This is a genomic window from Paenibacillus sp. PvP094, assembly GCF_040546835.1.
Taxonomy (GTDB): Bacteria; Bacillota; Bacilli; order Paenibacillales; family Paenibacillaceae; genus Paenibacillus; species Paenibacillus illinoisensis.
The window spans coordinates 4,375,692-4,399,161 of record NZ_JBEPOM010000001.1 but is presented as its reverse complement, the minus strand read 5'-3'; the positions used below and the strand labels follow the sequence as shown (position 1 = coordinate 4,399,161).

17 protein-coding genes are annotated in these 23,470 nt (G+C 47.6%); 4 read left to right on the top strand and 13 right to left on the bottom strand.

Annotated elements, in window-relative coordinates; genetic code table 11:
- Nucleotides 1-154: 154 nt before the first annotated feature.
- The 7 genes from ABIC22_RS20285 to ABIC22_RS20255 form a co-directional block, all read right to left on the bottom strand.
- The gene (locus ABIC22_RS20285; protein WP_354483344.1) at nucleotides 155-3,829 is read right to left on the bottom strand and encodes a dynamin family protein; all 3,675 of its coding nucleotides are present in this window, start codon (nucleotides 3,827-3,829) and stop codon (nucleotides 155-157) included.
- A gap of 314 nt (nucleotides 3,830-4,143) precedes the next feature.
- Entirely contained in the window at nucleotides 4,144-4,416 is a 273-nt protein-coding gene (locus ABIC22_RS20280) for an NAD/NADP transhydrogenase alpha subunit (RefSeq protein ID WP_095292936.1), read from the bottom strand.
- Nucleotides 4,417-4,439: 23 nt separating this feature from the next.
- Entirely contained in the window at nucleotides 4,440-5,135 is a 696-nt protein-coding gene (gene nth / locus ABIC22_RS20275) for an endonuclease III (RefSeq protein ID WP_127540382.1), read from the bottom strand.
- Nucleotides 5,136-5,298: 163 nt separating this feature from the next.
- Nucleotides 5,299-8,037, bottom strand: a complete 2,739-nt coding sequence (locus tag ABIC22_RS20270) for an S-layer homology domain-containing protein (RefSeq protein WP_354483342.1) — start codon at nucleotides 8,035-8,037, stop codon at nucleotides 5,299-5,301.
- Nucleotides 8,038-8,109: 72 nt separating this feature from the next.
- Nucleotides 8,110-8,811, bottom strand: coding sequence for a GerMN domain-containing protein (locus ABIC22_RS20265; protein ID WP_251643640.1), 702 nt, complete (start codon nucleotides 8,809-8,811; stop codon nucleotides 8,110-8,112).
- Nucleotides 8,812-8,844: 33 nt separating this feature from the next.
- Nucleotides 8,845-10,254 carry an N-acetylmuramoyl-L-alanine amidase family protein gene (locus tag ABIC22_RS20260; RefSeq protein ID WP_127540376.1) on the bottom strand — a complete coding sequence of 470 codons (1,410 nt, stop codon included), beginning with the start codon at nucleotides 10,252-10,254 and terminating at the stop codon, nucleotides 8,845-8,847.
- A gap of 257 nt (nucleotides 10,255-10,511) precedes the next feature.
- Nucleotides 10,512-11,918, bottom strand: coding sequence for an N-acetylmuramoyl-L-alanine amidase family protein (locus tag ABIC22_RS20255; protein WP_354483340.1), 1,407 nt, complete (start codon nucleotides 11,916-11,918; stop codon nucleotides 10,512-10,514).
- A 327-nt stretch (nucleotides 11,919-12,245) separates the two neighbouring features.
- Here ABIC22_RS20255 and ABIC22_RS20250 point away from each other — a divergent pair, with 327 nt between their 5' ends.
- Nucleotides 12,246-12,815 (top strand): hypothetical protein, encoded by a 570-nt coding sequence (locus ABIC22_RS20250; RefSeq protein ID WP_354483338.1) that lies wholly within the window; start codon nucleotides 12,246-12,248, stop codon nucleotides 12,813-12,815.
- A 136-nt stretch (nucleotides 12,816-12,951) separates the two neighbouring features.
- Here the strand turns inward: ABIC22_RS20250 and leuD are convergent, their stop codons facing one another.
- On the bottom strand, nucleotides 12,952-13,554 hold the full coding sequence (leuD, locus tag ABIC22_RS20245) for a 3-isopropylmalate dehydratase small subunit (protein ID WP_095292742.1): 603 nt from the start codon (nucleotides 13,552-13,554) through the stop codon (nucleotides 12,952-12,954).
- Nucleotides 13,555-13,585: 31 nt separating this feature from the next.
- Nucleotides 13,586-15,007 carry a 3-isopropylmalate dehydratase large subunit gene (leuC, locus tag ABIC22_RS20240; RefSeq protein ID WP_127540372.1) on the bottom strand — a complete coding sequence of 474 codons (1,422 nt, stop codon included), beginning with the start codon at nucleotides 15,005-15,007 and terminating at the stop codon, nucleotides 13,586-13,588.
- A 339-nt stretch (nucleotides 15,008-15,346) separates the two neighbouring features.
- Here leuC and ABIC22_RS20235 point away from each other — a divergent pair, with 339 nt between their 5' ends.
- On the top strand, nucleotides 15,347-16,291 hold the full coding sequence (locus ABIC22_RS20235; RefSeq protein ID WP_127540370.1) for a LysR family transcriptional regulator: 945 nt from the start codon (nucleotides 15,347-15,349) through the stop codon (nucleotides 16,289-16,291).
- A gap of 193 nt (nucleotides 16,292-16,484) precedes the next feature.
- Here ABIC22_RS20235 and ABIC22_RS20230 read toward each other — a convergent pair whose 3' ends face one another.
- From ABIC22_RS20230 to ABIC22_RS20215, 4 genes are all read right to left on the bottom strand, one after another.
- Nucleotides 16,485-16,670 carry a hypothetical protein gene (locus ABIC22_RS20230; RefSeq protein WP_095361880.1) on the bottom strand — a complete coding sequence of 62 codons (186 nt, stop codon included), beginning with the start codon at nucleotides 16,668-16,670 and terminating at the stop codon, nucleotides 16,485-16,487.
- Between the two features lie 86 nt (nucleotides 16,671-16,756).
- A complete protein-coding gene (locus ABIC22_RS20225; RefSeq protein ID WP_354483335.1) occupies nucleotides 16,757-17,578 on the bottom strand; it encodes a carbon-nitrogen family hydrolase in 822 nt (273 codons plus the stop codon).
- A gap of 112 nt (nucleotides 17,579-17,690) precedes the next feature.
- Nucleotides 17,691-19,313 carry an ABC transporter substrate-binding protein gene (locus ABIC22_RS20220; protein ID WP_354486032.1) on the bottom strand — a complete coding sequence of 541 codons (1,623 nt, stop codon included), beginning with the start codon at nucleotides 19,311-19,313 and terminating at the stop codon, nucleotides 17,691-17,693.
- A 188-nt stretch (nucleotides 19,314-19,501) separates the two neighbouring features.
- Complete coding sequence (locus ABIC22_RS20215; RefSeq protein ID WP_354483334.1) at nucleotides 19,502-20,524, bottom strand: ABC transporter substrate-binding protein; 1,023 nt, start codon at nucleotides 20,522-20,524, stop codon at nucleotides 19,502-19,504.
- A gap of 253 nt (nucleotides 20,525-20,777) precedes the next feature.
- Here ABIC22_RS20215 and ABIC22_RS20210 point away from each other — a divergent pair, with 253 nt between their 5' ends.
- On the top strand, nucleotides 20,778-21,986 hold the full coding sequence (locus ABIC22_RS20210; RefSeq protein ID WP_354483332.1) for a pyridoxal phosphate-dependent aminotransferase: 1,209 nt from the start codon (nucleotides 20,778-20,780) through the stop codon (nucleotides 21,984-21,986).
- Nucleotides 21,987-22,344: 358 nt separating this feature from the next.
- Nucleotides 22,345-23,448, top strand: a complete 1,104-nt coding sequence (gene proB, locus ABIC22_RS20205) for a glutamate 5-kinase (protein WP_127540360.1) — start codon at nucleotides 22,345-22,347, stop codon at nucleotides 23,446-23,448.
- Nucleotides 23,449-23,470 lie beyond the last annotated feature (22 nt).

Sequence of the window (23,470 nt, the reverse complement as noted above, 5' to 3'; positions counted from 1 at the left end):
ATGCGTCATTAACAGGAATAAAAGACCACCTATCAATCAAATGTTTGAATATTCTCTTTGTTTCAGGTTGTTCGGACAAAAAAAGGCTCCCTGTATGACCTGGTCGGTCAGGAGCCTTTTTGAAGATACATATGCATACACTCTACGTGTATACTTATTCGTGTACGAATTGCTGCACTTGGGCTGAAAGACTGTGCCATTCCTCTGCTGGAACGCCACTTGTCAGTGTCTCATTCAATGCGGCAACAGCTTCTTTCAGTCGCTCTTCCAACTGGCTGGCTTGATGCTGCAGCGACTGGTGCAGTTGGGCATCATAGAACTGAACCAGTTTTTCCTGTGCAGCAGGAAGAGCGCCAGCAACCATTTGTTTGATGACCGGGTCGAGCGCTTCCTGGAGTCGTTGTCTCCCCTCACCTTCAAAGAATTGCTTCGGGTTGCGGAAGTAACTGAGATACGTTTTCCATCCTGACGGTTCCTCCAGCCGGATTTCCTCGAGCACAGGTGTACTCCAGTTCTCATTAAAAGCAAGCGAAAGATCCATTCCGCCTGATCGCTCTTTAAGTTCCTGAACGCAATCATCGATCTGTCTCATTAACCAGCTCTTCCCTGCCTGTTCCAGTCGGAGTGTCGTCGCAAGCAATTCCTGTTCCAGCTCTACAGCGATCATACGCAGCAGTTCACGTCCGCATGCTGCAAATGCACCTTTTAGATTACCACGGTCTTCCCGCAGAACGGAAGGATGAAACGCTTCTGCCATAAAGAGTCCCAGTCGATAACCCAGCCGCTGTCTGACATGAAAGAGCAATTCAGCCGTCTCCTGAGCAAGCTCTTCTCTCATGGAGCGCTCGGCAAGGGTTCGGATTCGCACGAGAGACTGATCCATGACGGCATGCAGTTCCTGCCTCCGCTGCTGCAGCACTTCTTCACCCTGAACCGCATCGTGTGCACGCTGATCTAACCGCTGGATAACCCTCGACAGTTCTTCGGCAGAACCTCCAACCGCAAGGTCAGCAAGTTCTGTGCCGGCAAACCGATTGAACTCTTCCTCAAAACGAAGGAAACCGGATTGCTCAAGCATATCCGCATCTCCCATGCTTTTGCCTTCCATGGCAAGCAGGCTGGAAACCGGAAACAATCGTGGGGCCCGAATCCCATTCGTTCGAAGCTGCGTACTGACATGCTCCAGTACCTGTTCAAGTTCATCTTCGGATGATGATAAGTCACTGGCATTCACCACGAAAAACATCTGGTCCATGGCCGAGCTGTCTTTCACCCGTCCCAGTTGGTTGAGAAACTGTCGATCCCCCTGGGAGAAAGCATGGTTGTAGTAGGTTACAAAGATAAGCGCATCCGCATTCTTCATATAATTGAATGTAACACCCGTATGACGGGCATTCACCGAATCGGCCCCAGGTGTATCGACCAGCACAATGCCTTGCTCCGTAACGTCACAGCTGTAGTACAGATCAATGCTGTCGACAAAGCAGGATTTCCGTTCATTGGCCACAAAATTTCGGTATCCGTTAAGGTCTACCTGAACATCTTGACCAAGCTGATCCATCGTGTCATCCCAGCCTGCAGCTGCCGCCTGCAGGAAGCTGTAGTGCGGCCGTCCTGCGGGATGTACATCTTGGGGCGATAAGGACTGGACCCGTTTCTGCCAATCCGCTCCCGGTTCGCCCAATCCAAGCAAACGGAAGGAATAGGCCAGATCTTCCTGAAACGCGGCCAGGGTCTTCATGCGGACCCGGGCCGTTCCATGCTCCGCTCCTCCGGCCGGAGCCATGATCCGGTTAATCGCCGCTGTCGTTGGATGCGGCGATACAGGGAGTACAGCTTCGCCCAGCAACGCGTTGGCGAAGGAGGATTTGCCGGCGCTGAAGGCTCCGAACAGCGCCAGGGTAAACGTGCCGCCCGCAAGCGAAGCCGCGCGTGCACGCAGATCCCGTACCGCCGACCCCATGGCGGGGTACGGCTCTACCAGCGCAGCAGCGGCTTCCAGCCGTGCCGCAGCTGCGTCCAGGCGCCGGCGGCGCTGTGCGCCAGCCGCCGGCTGCATGTGCGCCGCAGCTTTGCGCGGCGGCGCTTCCGTCTGTGGCTGCGCAGCCACAGACGCGGATGTGCCCGGGTCAGAGCCGTGAGCTTCGCTCGGCTCTTGCGCGGGCACATGCGGGCCCTGCACCTCCGGCAACAGCCCGGAGGGGAGAGGGCCCGCAGGAGGCAGCAGGCTGCGCAGCCCTGCTGCCTCGGCGGCGGCGGCGCGCTGCAGCGCCGTATAGCGCGCCGCCGCCGCGGATTGCGCCAGCACCGCTGCGCGGCTGGCGTCCAGCGCCTGAAGCGCGGCTTCGCCCTGCGCGCCCAGCGCCTCAAGCATCCGGTCGACCAACATCATGGCCGACCTGCGGTAGCGGGCCTCAATCTCGCCCCGCACCTCCGTGCTGAATTGAAGCACATACTCGGGAGACACCTCTGCGCCAGCGCTTCGTTTCATCTCCAATAGTGCTTCATCCAGAACAGGCAGTTCAGTATTCAATGCCTGTTCCCAGTCCGTGTTCCACAGCTGATGGGCTTCTCCCAGCTTCCGAAGCATGGTGCGAATATGCACTTCCACTTGACCCGAAGTTTGATCCTGCAGCATTTTAACGAGCTCAGCTGCACGGCGCTGCTTTTCCTGTTCGGTCTTCCCACCTGAGAAAAGCAATCCTACCCGAAATCCAGGTTTCCGGCTCTCAAGATAGGATGCGGCCGAAGTACGGATATCTGCAGGAGTGAGGTTGGCATTCGATAACAGGGACTCCAGCTCCCCCCGGAACTTCTCACGCTCCCGTGAGGGCTTGGCACGAAGCTCGTCTTCTTCAGCCTTTAACTTATCCAGCTCTCGTTCAAGTCGTTCAATGCCTTCCTGTCCTCCGATTTCGTCCAGCAGAGCTGCCTCTTCGTCCTCTCGCCGTTCAGCCTGTCTAATGATGTGCTGCTCGGTGATATGACTGGCCGAACTTGCAAGGCTATGACGAATGAGTGCTTCCTTCTCGTTCAACATGTGTTGAATCAAATCAGGGAGCACATTCCATTGGTTATAACGATGATCCTTATCGCGAAGCGAAGTGAACAAGAGCCCATCATATCTGACTTCCCACGCGTCAAAAATCGCCTCTACACCTTTCACATACTCGTCAAACACTAGCTCCCGTTCCCTATGCTTATCAATCTGATTCACGATGAGAAACAGCGGCTTCCCCCAATCTGACAGGCTTTTGGCGAAAGACAAATTGCTCTCAGACTGAACATGGTTATAATCCATCACATAAAAGACCACATCAGCAAGGTGAAGCGCCGAATGTGTTGCCAAGCCATGTCCCCGGTCAGTCGAGTCCACACCTGGTGTATCCAGCAGCACAGCATCATCTGCCAGCAATGGGATGTCATCCCACACTTCAATGGAACGATATGCACCACCATTCTTGCAGTACTCTTCCAGTTGCTCAGGAGAGACTTCAAGCGGATCTGCGAGTACTTCCTGATTGTCAGCGCTTTCGTTAGCTGCCGTATAAATCAGCGCTCGCGGCGCGCCATTGCGAATGGACACCACATTGGCACTTGTCGGCACAGGGCTTGATGGCAGCACCCGTTTACCACATAAACTATTGATCAAACTTGATTTTCCTGCAGAGAAGTGTCCACAAAACGCGATCGTCAATTGCTTCATCTCTGCCTTGCTCATCAGATCTGTTAACGCATGTACAGCAGTATGGTCCTCTGTCTGCTCCATTGCCTTGCGCAGCGAAAGCAGTGGTTCAGCCAATTCTACTGGGTAATCTGTTCTGGTCATGTCTGGCCTTCCCCCTGGCTCCTCTTTATTGTACCTGTCATATCTTTATCTCATAATAAATGTATTTTAACATTAGACAAACCGAATTTGAACGGTTTCGTTCATTTAAAGCTAAGCGTTGCAGAAAGAAAACATCATTTTTACTTAAAAAAAATAAAACCGATCTGTCGGTTTTATCTGAATAATGGTTCTATTGATTACACAATGCTGTTCACTGTGCGCAGCTATGTATGCTGCATTCAATGCCCGCATGAACTTATGTGATAAGCTCAACGCCAGCATTGATGCAACATGTCTTGCATTGACCAGGAGAATTAGGAAACAGCATTCTCCAGGGAAGGCAGCAAAATTTCAAATACTTGGCCATGCTGCAAAATCGTAATGTCTCTTCCTTTGTCTCTCATAACCACAACTTCCGGTTTAGTAGACATACGTTCCAAATAGTGCTCAGGCACGTCGCCAGAGTGGCTTACTGTGATGCCTTCGACTTCTTTCTCTTCGTTTTCAGCCATTTCCTGTTCTACGATTTGCTCAAAAATATCGGAGAAGGCCTCAAAATTGTCAGTGTACACGGAAATGCATTTCATCATTACTCATCCTCTTCTGGTCATTAATTTATTTTTCGTTTTGGGCTTGTAGCACGTTCCTTATCTTTCCTGATTTGGGACGTTTTCATACGCTTTTTCCCTTCCCGGCATACGTCCAGCAATGGACAAATATGACACGCGGGATTTTGCGCCTTGCAATGGTAGCGTCCAAAGAAAATAATCCGGTGGTGAGTTAAAGTCCACTCATCCCGGGGTACGCGCTTCATCAGTTTTTTCTCGACTTCAAGTACGGAGTCGTCCCAGCCTGCCAGTCCAAGCCGTTTGGATACACGTTCAACATGCGTATCCACCGCAATGGCTGGTACACCAAATGCATTGGAAACAACCACATTCGCGGTCTTCCGCCCTACACCTGGCAGCGTAACAAGCTGATCATGTTCCTGCGGTACATCACCGCCATACTGCTCTATTAAAATACGGCACATGTTCTGAATATGCTTGGCCTTGTTCCGGTACAAGCCAATACGCCGGATGTCCTGTTCCAACTCTTCGAGCGGAACCGCCAGATAGTCGGCAGGACTGGTGTACTTTTGGAACAAGTCTGCGGTCACCTTGTTTACCGTTTCATCGGTACACTGGGCAGACAACAGGACAGCTACAGTCAATTCAAACGCATTGCTGTGATTTAATTCGCAATGTGCATCAGGGAACATCGCTTCCATCGTATCGAGTATGTGCCTAACCGTCGCTGCATTCATGAAGAGCTACCTCCCACAAAATCACCACACGGTGTGGAGACTTACTTTCCAAGCTTATTTCGAGTGCTCTGATGGGACGCCAAAAAGCTTGCAAAAAAAACGTCCTGATGGGGGAAAGATCCCGCATCAAGACGGTCATTCTTTTGATCCTCGAAAAAAACGATTACTGTTTTTGGATCTCCATGACTACGTTATTCAGGAGATACAATACAATATTATCATTATCTTTGAGAGATTGCACGCTTAAAGTGTTGTCACCCTGGTGAACAAATACGCCTGTACCAAGTGCAAAACGGTAATTTGTATCTGAAGTGGACTCACGTTTAACCAGGATTTGGTTACCAACGCCATCATAAGACCAGAACTGCTTACTCATAATGGTCATCACTCTGAAACGAGTGGAATTATCCGTATCCTTGGTCATTTCGACACGGTCACCCACTGTAAGGCTGTTTAACGTGGTTAATGTAGAGCCGGACTTGATTACTTTTACAGCACCGCTAACAGGTACGGTTTCGCTCTGTCCATTAAACAACTTCAGCGTTACCGAAGTCGCATCAACAGATGTCACTTCTGCCAACGTCCGTTTCACGACCTGAACCGCTTTAGGAGTCGTTCCTTCGAAAGTCACGTTAATCAAATTCCCGGCAGTCAGTTGAGAAGCTGTAATACTTTGTCCACCTTCACCTGTCAAAACAGCCTGATCCACGTAAAACTGGCTTGTCAGGGAGTCCGATTTTACACGAACACGACCATTGGTCTCTACAGATACGACTTCAAATTGTGCCACGGTGTTCAATGACACTTTTTGTACGTAATCCTGATTGGATCCAAGCGTAACGGTTACTTTATCACCAATCTTCAGGTCACTCAGACTTGCTCCAGACTTGTTGTAGATCTCTACTGCCGGAACGGTAGAATAAGGAACCGTGATCGTTTGATTACCAGACAATACGCTGATGGTTTTTTTATTTGTATCCATGCCGCTAAGCGTACCTTCGTATTTGTAAATAACTTTTACGGACAACGCTCTGGTTCCGACATACGTCAGATCGAGTTTGCGCCCTTCGTTCAATAGCGATTCCAATCCTGCAAGCGTAGGCTTGGTTGTATTGTAGTCCAGCTTCGTTTTGTCATCCAGCGTAAATACAAATGGTTTTTTGTTACTGTCAAGTACAGTCAACACTTTGGTTTTGCTGTTGTAAGAAACTACTGAAGCACCGTTCATCGGTTCCATCTGACGTCCAATAACCTGAATTCGAGTTACACGATCTTCACCATTTAGCGTCAGCTCAACCTGGTCACCATTCGTTGCATCTGTAATCAGATCTGACAATGATGCGTCCTGGATTCCGTTGATTACTACCTCCGGATTTTCGGCCAGCAGTTTCGCCTCAAGAGAGCCACCTTCACGTTTAAACGTCAATGTGGACTGATTGCCACCAATCTCCACCAGCGTGCCACGTACAGACTGCTCTACACCCTGAGACAATTCAATGCTTTGCAAAACACTGTCCTTCACGGTGTATTTTACTGCACTGCCTGCTTTAAGCTCTGCTAGAGACAGAATTCGATCCTGATAACGAATAATCAGATTATCACCATACGTAAACTGCTCTGTGGTTCCTGCTGCATTCGTGAACTTGATCGTTTTCCCGGTTGTGCTCACTTCCGCAATCACTCCGCTGTCACTTTTGTTGACAATGCCGGACTTCACGCGGATGGCCACCGTTTTTTTGTCTGCGGAGAAGGTCTCACGCTGTACTTCAATAATGCTGTCAGCTGTAATATCAGCAAGCTTGATCGCATTTCCGTTCTGGTCGATAAATGCCGTTGCTTCATCATACCCGTAAGTTTCATAGTTCTCGCCAACAAAGATCCCAATTTTATTGCCCGACAACGAACGCGCAAATGTACCTTCGACGCTCTCCACCTGCGGCGTCGCATCGATGACTTCCACATAAGCTGCATTTCCAGCAGATCCAACTACCTGTACTTTGGTATAGAGTTGAACATTCGGTTCTGCCGCACGTGTCTCACTATCTTTTGTAAAATATGGAGTGCTGCTGTTCACCGTAAAGTTTGTTACTTTACCATTAACCAGCAGGCTGATCTGACCATCTTTTAATCCAGTTACATAACCCGTGTACGTGTTCGGATAAGCTGTATCTGTTAACGCTTCTCCTCTGCTAAAGAAAGTCGCTAATTGGGCCCTTGTTACCGATCCGGTTGGATTAAATTTGTTACCTTCCACACCTTTGGCAAGCTCCAGGCTGACTGCCAGATTGACGTAACCTTTGCCATCTGTAGAGATGCTTTCATCATCGGCGAAGCCAGTGGACTGACTGTTCTGAGCCTTCGCTTCAGCCTCTTTGTTCAATGAACGGATCAGCAATTTGGTAATCCACTCACGCGATGCAGGCTTCTGTCCCCATGTTGTTTTAGATACGTCTGTTGTAGCTTCTTCCGTTTTATCAATCAGTCCCAGTTGAAGCGCCAAAGCCACATATGGCTTGAAATAATTCCCCACTTCCATATTTGTCGGTAATGCCGTAGCCGTGCTGTCGTTCAACTGGCCTTCCTGGTTCATAAAACGGATCGCCATGGTTACAGCTTCCTGTTGTGTTACCGCATCTCCAGGACGGAACAGACCATTGTTACCGAGAAGGATACCTTGGTTTGCCAGCTTATATACATGCTTCTCAGCCCAGTATCCAACCTTGATATCACTGAACAAACCTGCAGGTGCAGTCGTATTGCTTACAGCCGCAGTCTGGCTCTGCTCCGCTTCTGTTGATTCTGCTGCCATGGCAGCTCCGCCAGCGCTAAGGGCCATCATGCCTGCAAGCACGGCTGATACTACTTTTTTAGAGTGTGATGGATTGTTATATTTAAAAGTCACCTATGATTTCCCCTCTCATGTAAAACGGTCGATATCCATTGGAAAACGGTAAAACAACATGCTGCAGCGAAACTATTCGGATCTTGTCATTGGATGCTCAAGATCGACATGGCCCATCAAGCTCTCAGATTGCTGCCCGTCAACCAGCAAATCAAGCGATTTGACTTCATCAAACTGGAAGAATGTTTTCTTCAAGGCATCAATTGCATATGCTTCTCCACCTGCACCAAGACGTGCAGTATCAGGCATATGAATGTCCAATGTAAGTGCACCTGCATCAAATTTTACGGACTTCAATTCAATATCTTTGGCCCACAGTGGAACAAGTTTGTCATCAGACGTTTGTTGTAAAGCCGCAAATGCTTCCTTGTATTTATCATCATCTGCTGCGTAGGAGATACTTGCTGTGGCTTCATGCAGATCCAGCTCTTCCGGATCGGTATAAAACACCTTGATCGTTTTTTGCTCTGTACTCTGTGAAGTGCTGCTCGAATCCGTAGAAGTTCCTCCCGAAGAAGTTGTTCCTTCTGAACCTGAGCTGGAAGGTGTTGAATCCGGTGTAGATGTTGTACCTTCTGTTTCCACAGTTACAGGATCAGTAATTTCCGTATCATTTGTCTCATTCTCATTCGTTTGATCCTCAGGGACACTAACTTCCGTACCTGCCCCTTGAGTCTGACTTGGAGCAGGAGCTGCTGTTGGCTTGCTTCCGCATCCGGCAGCAACTGCCATAACCGTTACCAGCAGTGCTGCAATCCATATTTTTTTGTTCATTCTAACTCCGCCTCCTGATCATAAGGGAAACCCTTATTTAATTCCCAGATACTCCTTGATTCCTGCAACAATACCCTTGGCAACACTGTTTTGGAAGCTTTCAGTGAACAGAGCTGCTTCATCACTCTTATTGCTCAGGAAACCGCCCTCCAGCAGAACAGCTGGCATTGTCGTTTCGCGGGTAACATGGAGGCTTGCCGTTTTCACGCCACGATCCTTTAATCCCGAAGATTGCAGAAGATATTTGTGCATGATGGTAGCCAATTCCTTACTGGTGGATCGAGTATAGAAGGTTTCTACACCGTTCGCAGCAGCAGGTCCACTATTGGCATGAATGGAAATGAAAATATCCGCGTTTACCTTTTCGGCAATTTTCACACGTTCACTCAAAGCAAGAAAAGTATCATCGCTGCGGGTTAACACAACGTCAATTTTAGACTCTTTTTTCAGCAGTGCTTCCACTTTCAAAGCCATTGCCAAGTTGAAATCCTTTTCTCGTTTACCGGTAACACCAATTGCTCCAGGATCGTGATCCCCGTGTCCTGCATCAATGACGACAACTTTCTTGCCATTATCTCCAACTGGAGGAGTAGGTGTCGCGCCTTGTTTGTTCAGATCAACCATAATCAAACCCGAATCGTTCTGAACGTCATAACCTTTGGCACTCGAAAGGTCAATGACAAAACGAACAGTAGAAGGGCTGTTGCTGTATAACGAATACCGAATCTTGGAAACATCGGGATAACCGCTGACTACAAGCTGTCCATTCTGGTTGCTGTCAAGAGCTTGTCCCTCACTGAAAGAATCAGCAAATGCTGTATTAGGTAAGTCGATAACAATCCGATCCGGTCCTGTCATCGTGAAGACGTTCGGCTTCGTTTCTCCGCTGGTTGCAATAAAGAAGCGGTTGTCACTGAAGCTGATGCCGTTCACCAGTACAAGACCTTCCTCATTCGTACTTCCGCCATTATTGCCGGAGTTCGGAGGAGTTGTTGTCCCGTTTCCGGAACCTGAATTCTGGGTAACTAATGTTACCGTCTTCGTAGTGTTGTTCCAACCCACCTTAAGACCCATTTGTTCACCGATAAATCGGAGTGGCACAAGAGTCGTACCATTTTTTACGAGTGGCGGGGCATCCAGGTTCACGTTACTGCCGTTCACCGTTGCCGTCTTCTGTCCTACAATCATCTGCATGGCAGTGTTGTCTTTGCTTATCGTCACGGTGCTTGTACTTTGCTTCCATTCCACACCGTACCCCAGACTCTCGGAAATAACCCGAATCGGCACCATCACTTTGCTATTGATGATTTCCGCTTTGGCATCCGATGGCTGCACAATTTCTTTCCCGTCTAGGATAATTTTCGTATCCACAGCTGCATGACTATAGCCCGGGAAAACGAGCCCAAAGACAAATAACAGTACCAAAAAACCGAACTTCTTCATCCTTCACCCCTACCATTCTCATATTTTTTCGCCGCATGTTGTGACTTACAGCTCCGACTGACCACGTGGGCATTACCAGACACCTATTAGACGCCCCGTACTCTCAAAAGTTGCGAATATATTCCAACATAACAGAAAAAAAACGTTGTCAAATCAAGCTTTTTCTACATTTTAATGTCTTTTTATTTCCTTTTTTATCAATTAAACATCTGAAAACAACGAGCTTTCCTATACTGCGCATTTACGAATAATCGTACTTAAAGCCCTAAAAATTCTATAATTCCATCTACAATTGCTTCTGCACAACGGTTCTGATAATCTTCTGTGAGCATGAGTGCTTCATCTGTTGGATTACTCATAAAACCTAGCTCAAGCAGAACTGCTGGCATGGACGTCTCACGAGTTACATGCAGGCTGACCATTTTCACACCACGATCCTTGAGGCCTACAACTGGCATGATATGTGTATGAAGCACATCGGCCAGCGTTTTGCTCTCCATCCGACTATAGAGCGTTTCTATTCCGTTCGGATCAGCAGTCGTAAATTTGTTCCCGTGAATGGATATGAGTACGTCCGCCTGATTAAGTTCTGCCATCTCGACTCTCTGCTGCAAGGAAAGTTCAGTATCATCCTGACGCGTGATCACCGTTTGAATATCTTCATGCTTCTGCAGCAGTGCTTGTACTTTCAAACCCACTGCAAGATTAAAGTCCTTCTCATACTTTCCGGAAATACTTACTGCTCCCGACTGCCTCCCGCCGTGCCCGGGATCAATAATCACTATTTTCTTGCCATCATCCGTTGGTAAGGCGGGTTGACTGGCAGACTCCCCATTACTTGCTGTCAGATCAACGAGCAGCACATGGTTATCTCCAAGCGACCATTTAGCCGTAGCAGATTGTTTCAGATCAAACACAACACGAACCGTGGATGGTGAATGGCTGAACATGGCGTATCGCACCTTGGATACCACAGTGGAATCTGTAACGACAATGCTGCCGCTGCCATCCGAACTGAAATCCTGTCCTTGGATGAAAGACTCAGAGAACGTAGTTTCAGGCATATCCACAATAATCCGATCCGGTGCACCGAGAGTGGACAGTTTCGGCTTGACTTCTCCAGTTGTCGTTATCATCAATCGATTACTGCTGAAACTTATACTTTGAAGCTCAGCCTTCAAGCTGGGAGAAGGAGTTGTGGGAGCCTCATCCTCTTCCTCTTGTTCTGCCACTGGTGGAGCGGTGCGTAGGCTGACTGTCTTGGTTCCATTGTCCCATCCTACTTCAAGCCCCATGCCTTCTCCGACGAAACGCAAGGGGACCAACGTCGTTCCTTGTTTGACCAAAGGTGGGGAATCCAGTTCTACAGGGCTTCCATTGACTGTTGCTGTATCTTTACCGGCCGTCATTGCTATACTGCGGCTCCCTTTTTGAACCAGAACAGACTTGGTTTCCTTTTCCCACCTCACCTGATAACCGAGGTTCTCTGAAACAATGCGGATTGGGACCATCACGGCATTTCCGACATTTTCTGCTGGTGCACCGGATCGCTGATCAAGGGTTACTCCATCAAGAACAATTGAGGGCACGACGCCTGCTTGGGCTGCGATAGGAAATAAACACATCAACAGAAAGATAACGACTGCAGCCGACCATTTCTTCATAGATCATCCACCATTCTGTTGTGTTCTGTACCTACGTATTGTCCTCTATGTAACCTTCCATAATATACTAATCAGTTTATCAGATAATGGCTTTTCATCCGGTTACAACGTTGTCATATTTAGTCGGAACCAAGATGAAAAAAGAAATTTGGAGAAATATCTTCTTTTAGTCAACACGAATTGAATATCCTGTCAAAAATATCATCTATTGATGCTATTATATTTTATGAGGCACCATAAGAAGACCCTCATACATAGCCAGTTGTCCAATCTACTTTGTATCATAAAGAAAGAATGAAAGTCATTTTATTCATAGGAGGGAAACCAGTGATCACTTTGTATAAACAGGCATCCAATGGCAAGCTGCTCTACGCAGAATACTGGATCGAAGAGGATCAGGTTGTGGAGCATATCGGCGAAGTCGGTACGGTTGGCACAACGACCAGAATGGATCTTCCAGCCCCGTTTAGCGATGAGGACGAATTCAAGGTTGATTTTCTTAATCGCTACTCAGACCAGGGTTACAAACAACCTTCTGAAGACGAGGGTTACATGCTGATTATTCAATATCCGATGAAGAGTCTGACAGGTAGCAAACGTGATCTATGGCTCAAGGATAAAGCCAGTGAGGCACTGATAAGTGAGCTAGGATGGAAAGGACTCGGTATTGTAGATGGACATGATATGGGCAAAACGGCAAATCCAGTCCCCCAGTACGCTTTGAATATTTACTGCTTTGTAATGGATGAGACACTTGGAATTCAAGCAGTGAAGCGTGTGCTCCGAGAGACGCGACTGGACTATACCAAGATCAAAATCGCATCAAGAGATTTAAAAAATGACGGGGATTACATATTGAAGTATTCAGCAAAAAACAATCAGGAATTCTACGTATAGATCACTTGGTTTAAATGTATAATTCTAACAAGGTAGCAAGATTAATCAGCACTGGATAATAGAAAAAGCTTCTGTCTCTGATCGGAACAACGTTCCTACGGAGAAGCAGAAGCTTTTTTATTCGATATGTCAGATATTATCCAAACAGTTTTGCGGCATGACGCTGCTCATACGCTGTAATCTCATCATCATGTTGCAATGTCAGACCGATATCGTCCAGACCTTGCAGCAAGAATTGACGACGATGTTCATCCAGATCAAAATCGATATGCAGTCCGTGTGCATCGGTAATCGTTTTGTTTTCCAGATTAACATTCAGTTCATAGCCTTCATGGGCAGCTGTACGCTGGAACAGATCTTCTACTTGCTCTTCAGACAATTTAATTGGCAGGATGCCGTTTTTGAAGCAGTTGTTATAGAAGATATCTGCAAAAGATGGTGCGATGACACAACGGAATCCATAGTCCATAATCGCCCAAGGTGCATGCTCACGAGATGAGCCGCAGCCAAAGTTTGCACGGGAAATCAGAATGGATGCTCCTTCATAACGGGATTTGTTCATTTCGAAGGAAGGGTTGTTATTCCCCTCTTCATCGAAACGCCATTCGTAGAACAAAAATTGTCCAAATCCGGTACGTTCAATCCGCTTCAGAAATTGTTTTGGAATGATCGCGTCTGTATCTACATTGACCCGGTCTACCGGTGCAACGATGCCTTGCAGTGTTTTAAATTCTTCCATGTGATCCGTTCTCCCTTCTGTCTGTTACCTGTTAGATAACTGCTTCCGTTTTAAAATTCCAGTCACGTACGTCAACGAAGTGACCTTTAACCGCTGCCGCTGCAGCCATTGCCGGAGATACCAGGTGGGTACGTCCTCCGCGTCCTTGACGTCCTTCAAAGTTACGGTTGGATGTTGATGCACAGCGTTGTCCTGGTTTCAATACATCCGGGTTCATTGCAAGACACATGCTGCATCCTGCATCACGCCATTCAAATCCTGCTTCCGTGAAGATTTTATCCAAACCTTCTTTTTCGGCTTGAATTTTAACACGTCCTGAGCCAGGAACCACGATTGCCGTAACATTGCTGGACACGGTATGGCCTTTGGCAACCTTGGCTGCCGCACGCAGATCCTCAATCCGTCCATTCGTACAAGAACCGATAAATACATAGTCTACCTCAATTTCAGAGATAGGTGTTCCAGGTGTAAGACCCATATATTCAAGCGCCTTTTCAGCTGCTTTGCGTTCATTTTCAGTTGGCAGTTCTGCCGGAACAGGCACTTTGGATGAGATATCCGTTCCCATACCCGGGCTGGTACCCCAAGTTACTTGAGGAATCAGAGACTCCACATCGATCTCTACAACACGATCAAACTCGGCACCCTCGTCTGTAACAAGCTCTTTCCAAGCTGCAACAGCTTCATCAAACTTCGCATCAGCAGGTACATATTCACGTCCACGCAGATACTCAAATGTCGTTTCATCCGGAGCGATCATGCCTGCTCTTGCTCCACCTTCGATAGACATGTTGCATACTGTCATACGCTCTTCCATGCTGAGTTCACGGATCGATTCGCCCGTATACTCAATAACATAACCTGTTGCAAAATCTGTGCCATATTTGGCAATTACTGCGAGGATCATGTCTTTTGCTGTTACGCCCGGATTACGCTTCCCGACGAAGCGAACCTCCATGGTTTTTGCTTTTGCTTGCTGCAGACATTGAGTAGCCATGACATGCTCCACTTCACTGGTTCCGATTCCGAATGCCAGTGCACCAAATGCTCCGTGTGTGGACGTATGGCTGTCACCGCAAACAATGGTTTTACCCGGGTGAGTCAGACCAAGTTCTGGTCCCATAACGTGTACAACACCTTGGTCAATCGTATCCAGATCATACAGTTTTACGCCAAAGTCACGGCAGTTTTGAGAGAGTGTATCAATTTGTTGTTTGGAGATTGGATCTGTAATATTGAAACGATCCTTGGTAGGAACGTTGTGATCCATTGTCGCAAACGTTAATTCCGGGCGACGTACCTTGCGTCCTGACAAACGCAGACCTTCAAAAGCCTGTGGAGAAGTTACCTCGTGCACAAGATGAAGATCGATATACAGAATGCTCGGTTTTCCTTCTTCCTGATGAATTACGTGATTATCCCAAATTTTCTCAAACATCGTTTTTTTACTCATCATTTTCACCTCATCTTAAGTTCGGTCCTTGGAAGAGCCTCTGTTTTTGTCTAAAACCGTGAAGCTCTTGAATGACATAAATATATCACCCTGTCCTTCATTGTTCCAAGATATAATATCTATAGATGTAATAGGTTTGACCTATAATGAGTTAAACGACAATAAACCACTGTATCCACAGCGGCTCTTAATTGATAACAATTATCATTATCACATACTGCTTATACTACGTTGCTTCACCACGAGTGTCAATGCTTTTTATCTATATTCATTATAGAAAAATGATTTATTTATCCAGGATGATATAATAGTGGCATAACGAAAGGAATGACAAGTCTTATGGAATTCAGACAACTTCAATATACGCTGCAGATTGCTGCAGAACGGAATTTCTCCAGGGCGGCAGAGAAACTTCATATTGCTCAGCCTTCGCTCAGTCAGCAATTGTCTAAACTTGAGAAAGAGCTTGGCGTTCTGCTCTTTCAGCGTAATACCAGCACGGTGGAGTTGACCCATGCTGGGGTCACCTTTGTGGAGCAAGCCCAAAAAATTGTAGATGCTGTGGAATTACTCAGACAGGAAATGTCAGATATCTCCCAGCTGCGCAAAGGCAAAGTCGTTGTGGGCAGCATGCCGATCACCGGTTCCCATCTTCTGCCGCATGTACTCCCCGCTTACCAGCAAGCCTATCCGGATATCGAAGTTACGCTGCTTGAAGACGCCGGTCTAACGCTGGAGAAGCTGACAGCCAGTGGCAAAGCTGATCTCAGCCTGCTCTCCTTGCCCTTGCAGGAACCAAGCCTGTCATACGTTGCCATCGGCGAAGAGAGAATCGATCTGGCGGTACCTCCTCATCATCCCCTTGCCGTCCGGGGGAATCCGGATCATCCGATCCCTGTGCATATGGAGGAGCTTCGGGACGAGTCGTTTGTTGTATTGAAAAAAGGACAAGGCTTCCGCAAGCTGACCTTTGATCTGTGTGAGCAGGCTGGATTCAATCCGAGTGTCGTATTTGAGAGCAATAACATAGAAACCGTGCAATCCCTTGTAGCTACAGGCATGGGCATTACCCTTGTTCCACGCTTTATAGCCAGGGCACCACGCAGTGAGTTTGTACCTGTCTATGTACCACTTGCTGAACCTGTCCCAAGTCGTACTCTCGTGGTCGCTTACCGTCAGGGACGTGTACTGTCCAAGGCGGCAGAAGCTTTTATTGACACGTTTAAACAGACGGTTGCCAAGCTTTCCGAAGGAGACTATGAGAATCCTGTCTCTGTAAATTAATCATTTCAAAGATAACAAAATAAACAAAGGCTTGACCCATATGGGCCAAGCCTTTGTTCTATACTCTTCTCCCGCATAAGCAGGATCAAGTTCTTGCATGAAATCGCAGTACATCGTTACATCACAATGTTGCTGATATCATGATCTAAAGTTAACGTAGAAACGTACATAAGAGATATTCATGTCTTGTTGTTTATTTTCGCAAATTACGTTCACTCGTCAGCCTGTTCTGTTGATTGACCAGTCGGCCTTCGTCCTGAACAGTTTGTTCAGGCGGTGATAGCCCTCCTGCTCCATTCTCTAAGAATGGCCTCAAGTGATCTTCCCTTGTGTTTTCCTGTTCCAGTCTCCTGAGCGTATCTTTCACATGGTTGTCCATTGATTGATCATCCTCCTTGGTGACGGGATAGTTATCATTACCCGCCTCCTGGAAGAATAAACACTTTACTGGAATTATTTTTTTTATTATTTTGCACCAAAATAAATACCAGGTCTGCGGTCTTCAAAAACAGGAATGCGACCCCGCACTTCATCAACAAGGGAAGGGCGAATCAGTCCGGTCACGATCTCTTCCCCTTCTCCTCCCTCAGCCACAATTTCGCCCCAAGGATCAATAATGAGAGAGTGTCCAAAAAATTCGGTCTCTCCCCCTTTACCGACCCGGTTGCACGCAATCACATACATTTGATTTTCAATCGCTCGTGCTGTCAGCAGAGTGCGCCAGTGGTGCAAACGTGGATTCGGCCATTCTGCAGGTACGATCAATGCTCTGGCCCCATTCAATGCAAGCGTACGGGCTAGTTCTGGAAATCGGATATCATAACAGATGGACGCCCCCGCTGTCAGACCGTTCTCCAGTTCGAAAATTTCAGGATCAGCTCCAGGCTGCAAATATTTCTCCTCATCCATCAGGCGGAATAGATGCAATTTATCATAACGTGTAACCTGCTTACCTTCACTGTTGTAGGCATACATGGTATTAAAAATTTGTCCATTTCGCTTCTCTGCTATGGATCCACCGACAATTGAAATCTGATGCTTCTCGGCAAATGCCGATAACCACTCCCGTGACTTTTGCCCTTCCGGGTCAGCGAGCTCGTGGATTTGTTCCAAAGCGTAACCTGTATTCCACATTTCCGGCAGCACGGCCAGCCCCAGATCCGGATATTGTTCAACTGCTTGGTGAAGCAGAGTCTGCATATGTTTATGATTGGCCTCAGGATTACCAAGCTGGATGTCACCCTGAATCAGGGCAACACGCATTTCCCCCAATTGTTGTTTTGTCATGACGTGCACTCCTCCGAACTTTAATACCTGTTATCATAGCTTGATCCGCGCGAAGCCTGCAACAACGTTTTGATTAACCTTATTTATGACTTCAATGGCTGCTAATGGACGATTAGAGAGGATGGGCCAGTTCTTTCAGCAATTCAGGGAACAGGCTCTGCAATCTGCTGTACGATAAGGCATCTCCCATATTCCACACCTGCTCATCCAACGTGTACACTGTTCCTTTTTTTACAGCGGGCAGCGCCTTCCACTCATTACTTTCAAACAGATTCTCCGTTGCTGCCCTGGCTGCATCGCTCTCTGGCAACATGACAAAGATATGGTCACCCGCATACTGGCTTATCGACTCTGTTGAAATCTCCTTGTAGGCTCTCCCTGCTGCTAGAGCTTCCTGCACTTTGCTTACAGGCACAAACCCCTGCGGGTGATACAGAAACGGAGCCAGTCCGATATTGCCCATGACAAACAAGCGGGCACCGCGATGATGCACAAGCACTGAAGCCGTTTCGCCAAGCTGAATCCATGGTTTTATGCTGCTCCACATCTCCTCTGTTCTCCTATGATAAGATGCTATCCATGTCTCTGCATCCAGCTCCATGCCAAACCAGCTTCCCACTTTGCGGATACGCTCCTCCAGGTTCGCATAGGAATTGTATATCAAAGTAGGAGCAATACGGGAAAGCCGTTGGTATAACTGTTCATTCGTGCTATCCAGCAAAATCAGATCCGGCTGCTTCTGCACGGTCCATTCCAAATCAATGGAAGGTAACACATCATAAGCTTTGCCATCAAGCACGGGAAGCCCCAACGCAAGTAAGTCCCCTGCCGAATCTCCATAGTATAGAATCCGCTCAGGGTGTCCAGGAATGTTTACTTCATGTCCAGCCCAATCTTGAACAAGCGTATGTCGTTGAAGAGATCGATCATATTGCCGGGGAGCCAGTCCGGTGTGCTGCCTGAAGCGTCTGCTGAAATAGTACTCATCCCGGAAGCCTACACGACCAGCAATATCGCGCAGAGGTTCATCGGAAAGGGACAGCCATTCCTTCGCCTGTTCAATGCGTACATGGTTCAGGTATTCAAGAGGCTTACGGCCTGTAATTTGCCTAAACAAAGCTGTAAATTGAGCTGGTCGAAGATTCGCGAGCCGCGCTAATTTCTGTACACTTATATCCTGAGCGTAATGCTCGTCCACGTATTGAATTGTGCTCTGTACCCTGATATCCGGGCTTTGTTCTGTTTTGGGCAGTGTATAGCGGGACACCACTAGTTCCATCAATTTTTGAAAATGTACATTTAACCGGCTATATTCCGCATCCGTTTGATAGAGGGCAGCCGATTCCAACAAATCCAGCATGCCGAATAACGCGCCGGGTGAAAAATCGTTCATCTGGTCCCTTTCTTCAAATAAAGAACGTGTGTAAAGTTCCGGATCTCCTGTTACCATGTGCACGGCATCGAAATGAAGCACCGTATACCTCAGCTCACCAGAACGGTTATGCTCCAACTGATAATTCTCTCCTGGTGCCATGGGGTATATCTTGCCGGAGATAAATGGATGTAACTCAGATCCGATATATATGCGGCCTTCGCCCTGTTCACAGAACAGCAGCGTATGCCGTTGACAGCTGACTTCAAGCATAACCTGTTCAGAAGTTTCGATATGACTCTTGATATGAACATAACGGAACAGGAATGCGGAGAAAAATAAGGGATTACCGTTTGCGATCATTTGCTGCACTTCCGTTTCACCTCATACTTACTGTAAATGAGAATGGTTATCATTAATCTATTCTGATTATACGTCGCAAAGCCTCATTATTCCAGCATATAAACAAAAGACACCGATACACGATCAGAAACATTAATAAGAGCCCTCAACGATACGCTGAAGGCCCTGTTCAGGATAAGAATGGTCTTTTATTGAATCATCTGTTTCGGCAATTCTTGCAAAAGCCACTCTCTTGATGTAGCATCGCTCGATGCTTTGACGATATCAAATCGATAAACCTTGCCCTCCTTGACTGCAGGCAGATTATTCCACACCACACTATTCATCAATTCTTCCGTTGATTGTTGTGCACCTTGATCTACTGCATTCAAAATAAATATGCGATCTCCGGCGAACTCTGCCATTTTTTCCTGGGATATCTCAACAAAACCTACTTCTTCATCCAGTACCTTCTGGATCTCAGGGGTTGGCTTCATACCGCCTGGTCCATACAACAGCTGGGGCAATCCTGCACCCGCCATCACGAACAATCGATCACCTGGATACATGGTAAACACCGATGCGGTTTCGTCCTCCTTCAGCCCATTCTCACGAAGCTGATTCCACATTTCCTCTGTTGCCTTGGCATGAGCGGCCAGCCAGTCTTCCGCCTCCTGTTTTTTGCCGAGCAAATCTCCCAGGAATCGCATCCGTTCTTCGAGTGGCCAGAAGGAGTTGAACGTCACCGTCGGAGCAACCTTTGAAATCTGCTCGTATTGCGTTTCGTCATCGTTCGAGAAAATGATCAGGTCAGGATTGAGTGATAGTGACTTTTCAACACTGATTGGGAAACCAACATCTTCTGCATCTGCCACCTGATCATCGTATACCGTACCTTCATTTTTAAGAATACCTACAGGAACTACCCCGAGAGCCAATAAATCTCCCGTAACCTCGCCGTGATATATGACACGCTGCGGATGGGTTGGAACTTCCACTTCGTGCCCGGTCCAGTCTTTAAATATTTTCGTTTTACTCGTGTTGTCTGCCTCTGCCACCTCTTCTTGCCCGGTATTCTCTGCTGCTGCCTGCGATTCATTGGATGTTGCTGCAGCAGTTGTCTCTCCGTCACCTGAACCGTTCGTGGATGAATTGCCGCAAGCAAGCAGCAATACCGATAACGCTGCAATCATGAATGTCGTGCTCATCACACGAAAGACGTTTTGTTTCATTTTTTCTTTCCCCCTAGGTAGATAAGCGTTCTCTCAATGATATTGATTATCATTATCGAAAACGATCATAAGATAAAGCATCTTCTACGACAATGGACAAACACGAATCTGGCCAATTCGGTTTTGTACAAAAACCCATTTACACGGCAGATAAAAAGACCTCAAATCACTTATCCCCTCTATACAGCTCGGGATTAGCGTGATAAATTAATGAATACAATTCCCATTTATATGAACCGGAGTGATGAAATTAATGAGTAATCTACAGCAAAATTCGGGTCGTTCCGCCTTTGACATACCTACCTCAGACGTCATGACACAGCTGCCAACGCAATTTTTTGCAACACTCGTGCAAAATGTTAACCGTGAAATCGCAAGTGGTCACGACGTGATTAATCTTGGTCAGGGGAACCCGGACACTCCTACACCACCGCATATCGTAAAAACATTGCAGGAGTCTGCCGAAAATCCGCTTTATCATAAATATTCACCTTTTAGTGGACATGCCTTCCTGAAGGAAGCCATCGCCAAACGTTATCAAGAAGATTACAACGTTGACCTTGATCCGGAGACTGAAGTTGCCATTTTGTTTGGTGGGAAAACGGGGCTTGTACAGCTGCCACAAGTGCTGCTTAATCCCGGGGACGTATGTCTCGTTCCTGATCCGGGTTATCCGGATTACTGGTCCGGGGTGGCTCTTGCCAAAGCGCAAATGTCATTTATGCCTCTTTTGGAGTCGAATGCATTCCTTCCTGATTATGAGGCAATCTCGGATGAAGTTCGCGACAAGGCCAAGCTGATGTATTTAAACTATCCCAACAATCCAACATCCGCGACTGCCCCGCTGTCATTCTATGAAGATACCGTGGAATTCGCCATCCGGAACAAGATTGTCATTGCCAGTGACTTCGCATATGGTGCGATAGGGTTTGACGGACATCGTCCGGTCAGTTTCCTGCAGGCGCCTGGCGCCAAGGAAGTCGGAATTGAATTCTATACGTTATCCAAAACCTACAATATGGCAGGCTGGCGGGTTGGGTTCGCCCTGGGGAATGCGGAGATCATCTCCAAAATCAATCTGCTGCAGGATCACATTTATGTTAGCCTATTTGGCGGCATCCAGGCAGCGGCAGCTGCTGCCCTGACTTCCTCCCAACAATGTGTTACCGAACTGGTCGCGCGGTATGAATCCCGCCGTAATGCATTATATGAAGCACTTTCCTCCATCGGATGGGTGGCTTCGAAGCCCGGGGGTTCTTTCTTCAGCTGGCTGCCTGTTCCTTCCGGGTTTACCTCAGCCGAATTTGCAGATTTGCTGCTTCGGGAAGCCAAAGTCGCTGTAGCACCGGGTATCGGGTTTGGTACACATGGGGAAGGCTACGTCCGCGCAGGTTTGCTGAGTGACGAGAAGCGATTGGAGGAAGCTGCCAGAAGGATTGGCAAGCTGAACTTGTTTAAGTAATTAAAGGCCGCATACCCCTTTGCATCTGCCAAGTTTCCATGGTATGTTATTAACAAATATCGAACGAAACGTGATGACGGGACCAGTACGAGAGAACAAGCCGCGCCCAGAGAGTAAATTCCACCGGGCTGCAAGAATTTACCGCGGCTTCTCTCCGAAACCTACCCCTGAGCGGCCTGTTTATGCAGGACAGTGCCTTCTGTTACAGGGCGAGAGCCGGATGATGCAATCATCAATAAAGGTGGTACCGCGGAAGCAACAAACTTTCGTCCTTTTTACAACAAAGGACGGGAGTTTTTTTTGTACCTGAATAACAGTCCATTGGTATCTCATTCATTATGTTTAAGGAAGTGAAAGCATGTCTTCACGAATAGTAGTCAAGATTGGGAGCAGTTCTCTTACCACCGAGGAAGGCGGCCTTGACCGCAGTTCCATATCATTTTACGCCAGTGAGATCGCTTCGCTCTATGAACAGGGCCATGAAGTTCTCCTGGTCACTTCCGGAGCCGTTGCTGCCGGATTCCGTGAAATTGGTTACCCTCAGCGTCCCAAAATGCTGCATGAGAAGCAAGCGGCAGCCGCAGTAGGTCAGGCATTGTTGATGCAGGCATATCAACAGGCTTTTGCAGCGCACCGCGTTACTACAGCACAAATTTTGCTAACCAGAACCGATTTTCACAGTCGGAAACGGATGGGAAATGCAGGCATGACCGTGGAAGAGCTGCTCAGACAACGTGTCATTCCCATTTTCAACGAAAATGATACGGTATCAGTAGACGAGTTGAAATTCGGGGATAACGATCTGCTCTCTGCGCTCGTTGCCAATTTGGTGAAAGCCCAGCATCTTGTTATTCTCACGGATACCAACGGACTCTATACGGCAGATCCCCGGAAGGATCCGAGTGCTGTACGTTATGATCGAATTCCTGAAATTACAGAAGAAATCTATGCGTATGCCGGAGGTTCAGGTTCATCGGTCGGTACAGGTGGCATGCGGTCCAAGGTTGATGCAGCCAAAGTGGCAACACGAGGAGGCGTCCCTGTCTTTGTGGGCAGCGTCAAGGAACCCGGCGACTTGCAAAACGCGGTGGAAGGCTGCGGCAAGGGGACGTATTTCGAAACTCGTCTGGCCGCACTCTCCCGCAAGAAACAATGGTTAGGCTTCATGTCAACACCTCTCGGTACAGTTGTCGTGGATGCCGGCGCCGAAGATGCCCTCGTTCACGGCGGTCATAGTCTGCTGCCAGTAGGCGTCAAACGGGTTCTTGGCACATTCCACGCAGGTGACGTTGTCGAGGTCATGGGTATGGATGAAACACTACTTGGCCGAGGCATTGTCAATTATGATGATGATCAGCTTCGCCTTATCGCAGGTTTGCCAAGTGGTGAAGTCATGAAGACCCTGAATGCCATTCATCGGCTTGAGGTCATCCATCGAGACGAATGGATTACGTTAAAATAACAAGTAATTGTATGTATAGGTT

Coding starts and splice junctions, on each gene's coding strand:
- ABIC22_RS20285 (WP_354483344.1), bottom strand. CDS start 3,829: ATGACCAGAACAGATTACCCAGTAGAATTGGCTGAACCACTGCTTTCG.
- ABIC22_RS20280 (WP_095292936.1), bottom strand. CDS start 4,416: ATGAAATGCATTTCCGTGTACACTGACAATTTTGAGGCCTTCTCCGAT.
- nth (WP_127540382.1), bottom strand. CDS start 5,135: ATGAATGCAGCGACGGTTAGGCACATACTCGATACGATGGAAGCGATG.
- ABIC22_RS20265 (WP_251643640.1), bottom strand. CDS start 8,811: ATGAACAAAAAAATATGGATTGCAGCACTGCTGGTAACGGTTATGGCA.
- ABIC22_RS20260 (WP_127540376.1), bottom strand. CDS start 10,254: ATGAAGAAGTTCGGTTTTTTGGTACTGTTATTTGTCTTTGGGCTCGTT.
- ABIC22_RS20255 (WP_354483340.1), bottom strand. CDS start 11,918: ATGAAGAAATGGTCGGCTGCAGTCGTTATCTTTCTGTTGATGTGTTTA.
- leuD (WP_095292742.1), bottom strand. CDS start 13,554: ATGGAAGAATTTAAAACACTGCAAGGCATCGTTGCACCGGTAGACCGG.
- leuC (WP_127540372.1), bottom strand. CDS start 15,007: ATGAGTAAAAAAACGATGTTTGAGAAAATTTGGGATAATCACGTAATT.
- ABIC22_RS20235 (WP_127540370.1), top strand. CDS start 15,347: ATGGAATTCAGACAACTTCAATATACGCTGCAGATTGCTGCAGAACGG.
- ABIC22_RS20230 (WP_095361880.1), bottom strand. CDS start 16,670: ATGGACAACCATGTGAAAGATACGCTCAGGAGACTGGAACAGGAAAAC.
- ABIC22_RS20225 (WP_354483335.1), bottom strand. CDS start 17,578: ATGACAAAACAACAATTGGGGGAAATGCGTGTTGCCCTGATTCAGGGT.
- ABIC22_RS20220 (WP_354486032.1), bottom strand. CDS start 19,313: ATGATCGCAAACGGTAATCCCTTATTTTTCTCCGCATTCCTGTTCCGT.
- ABIC22_RS20215 (WP_354483334.1), bottom strand. CDS start 20,524: ATGAAACAAAACGTCTTTCGTGTGATGAGCACGACATTCATGATTGCA.
- ABIC22_RS20210 (WP_354483332.1), top strand. CDS start 20,778: ATGAGTAATCTACAGCAAAATTCGGGTCGTTCCGCCTTTGACATACCT.
- proB (WP_127540360.1), top strand. CDS start 22,345: ATGTCTTCACGAATAGTAGTCAAGATTGGGAGCAGTTCTCTTACCACC.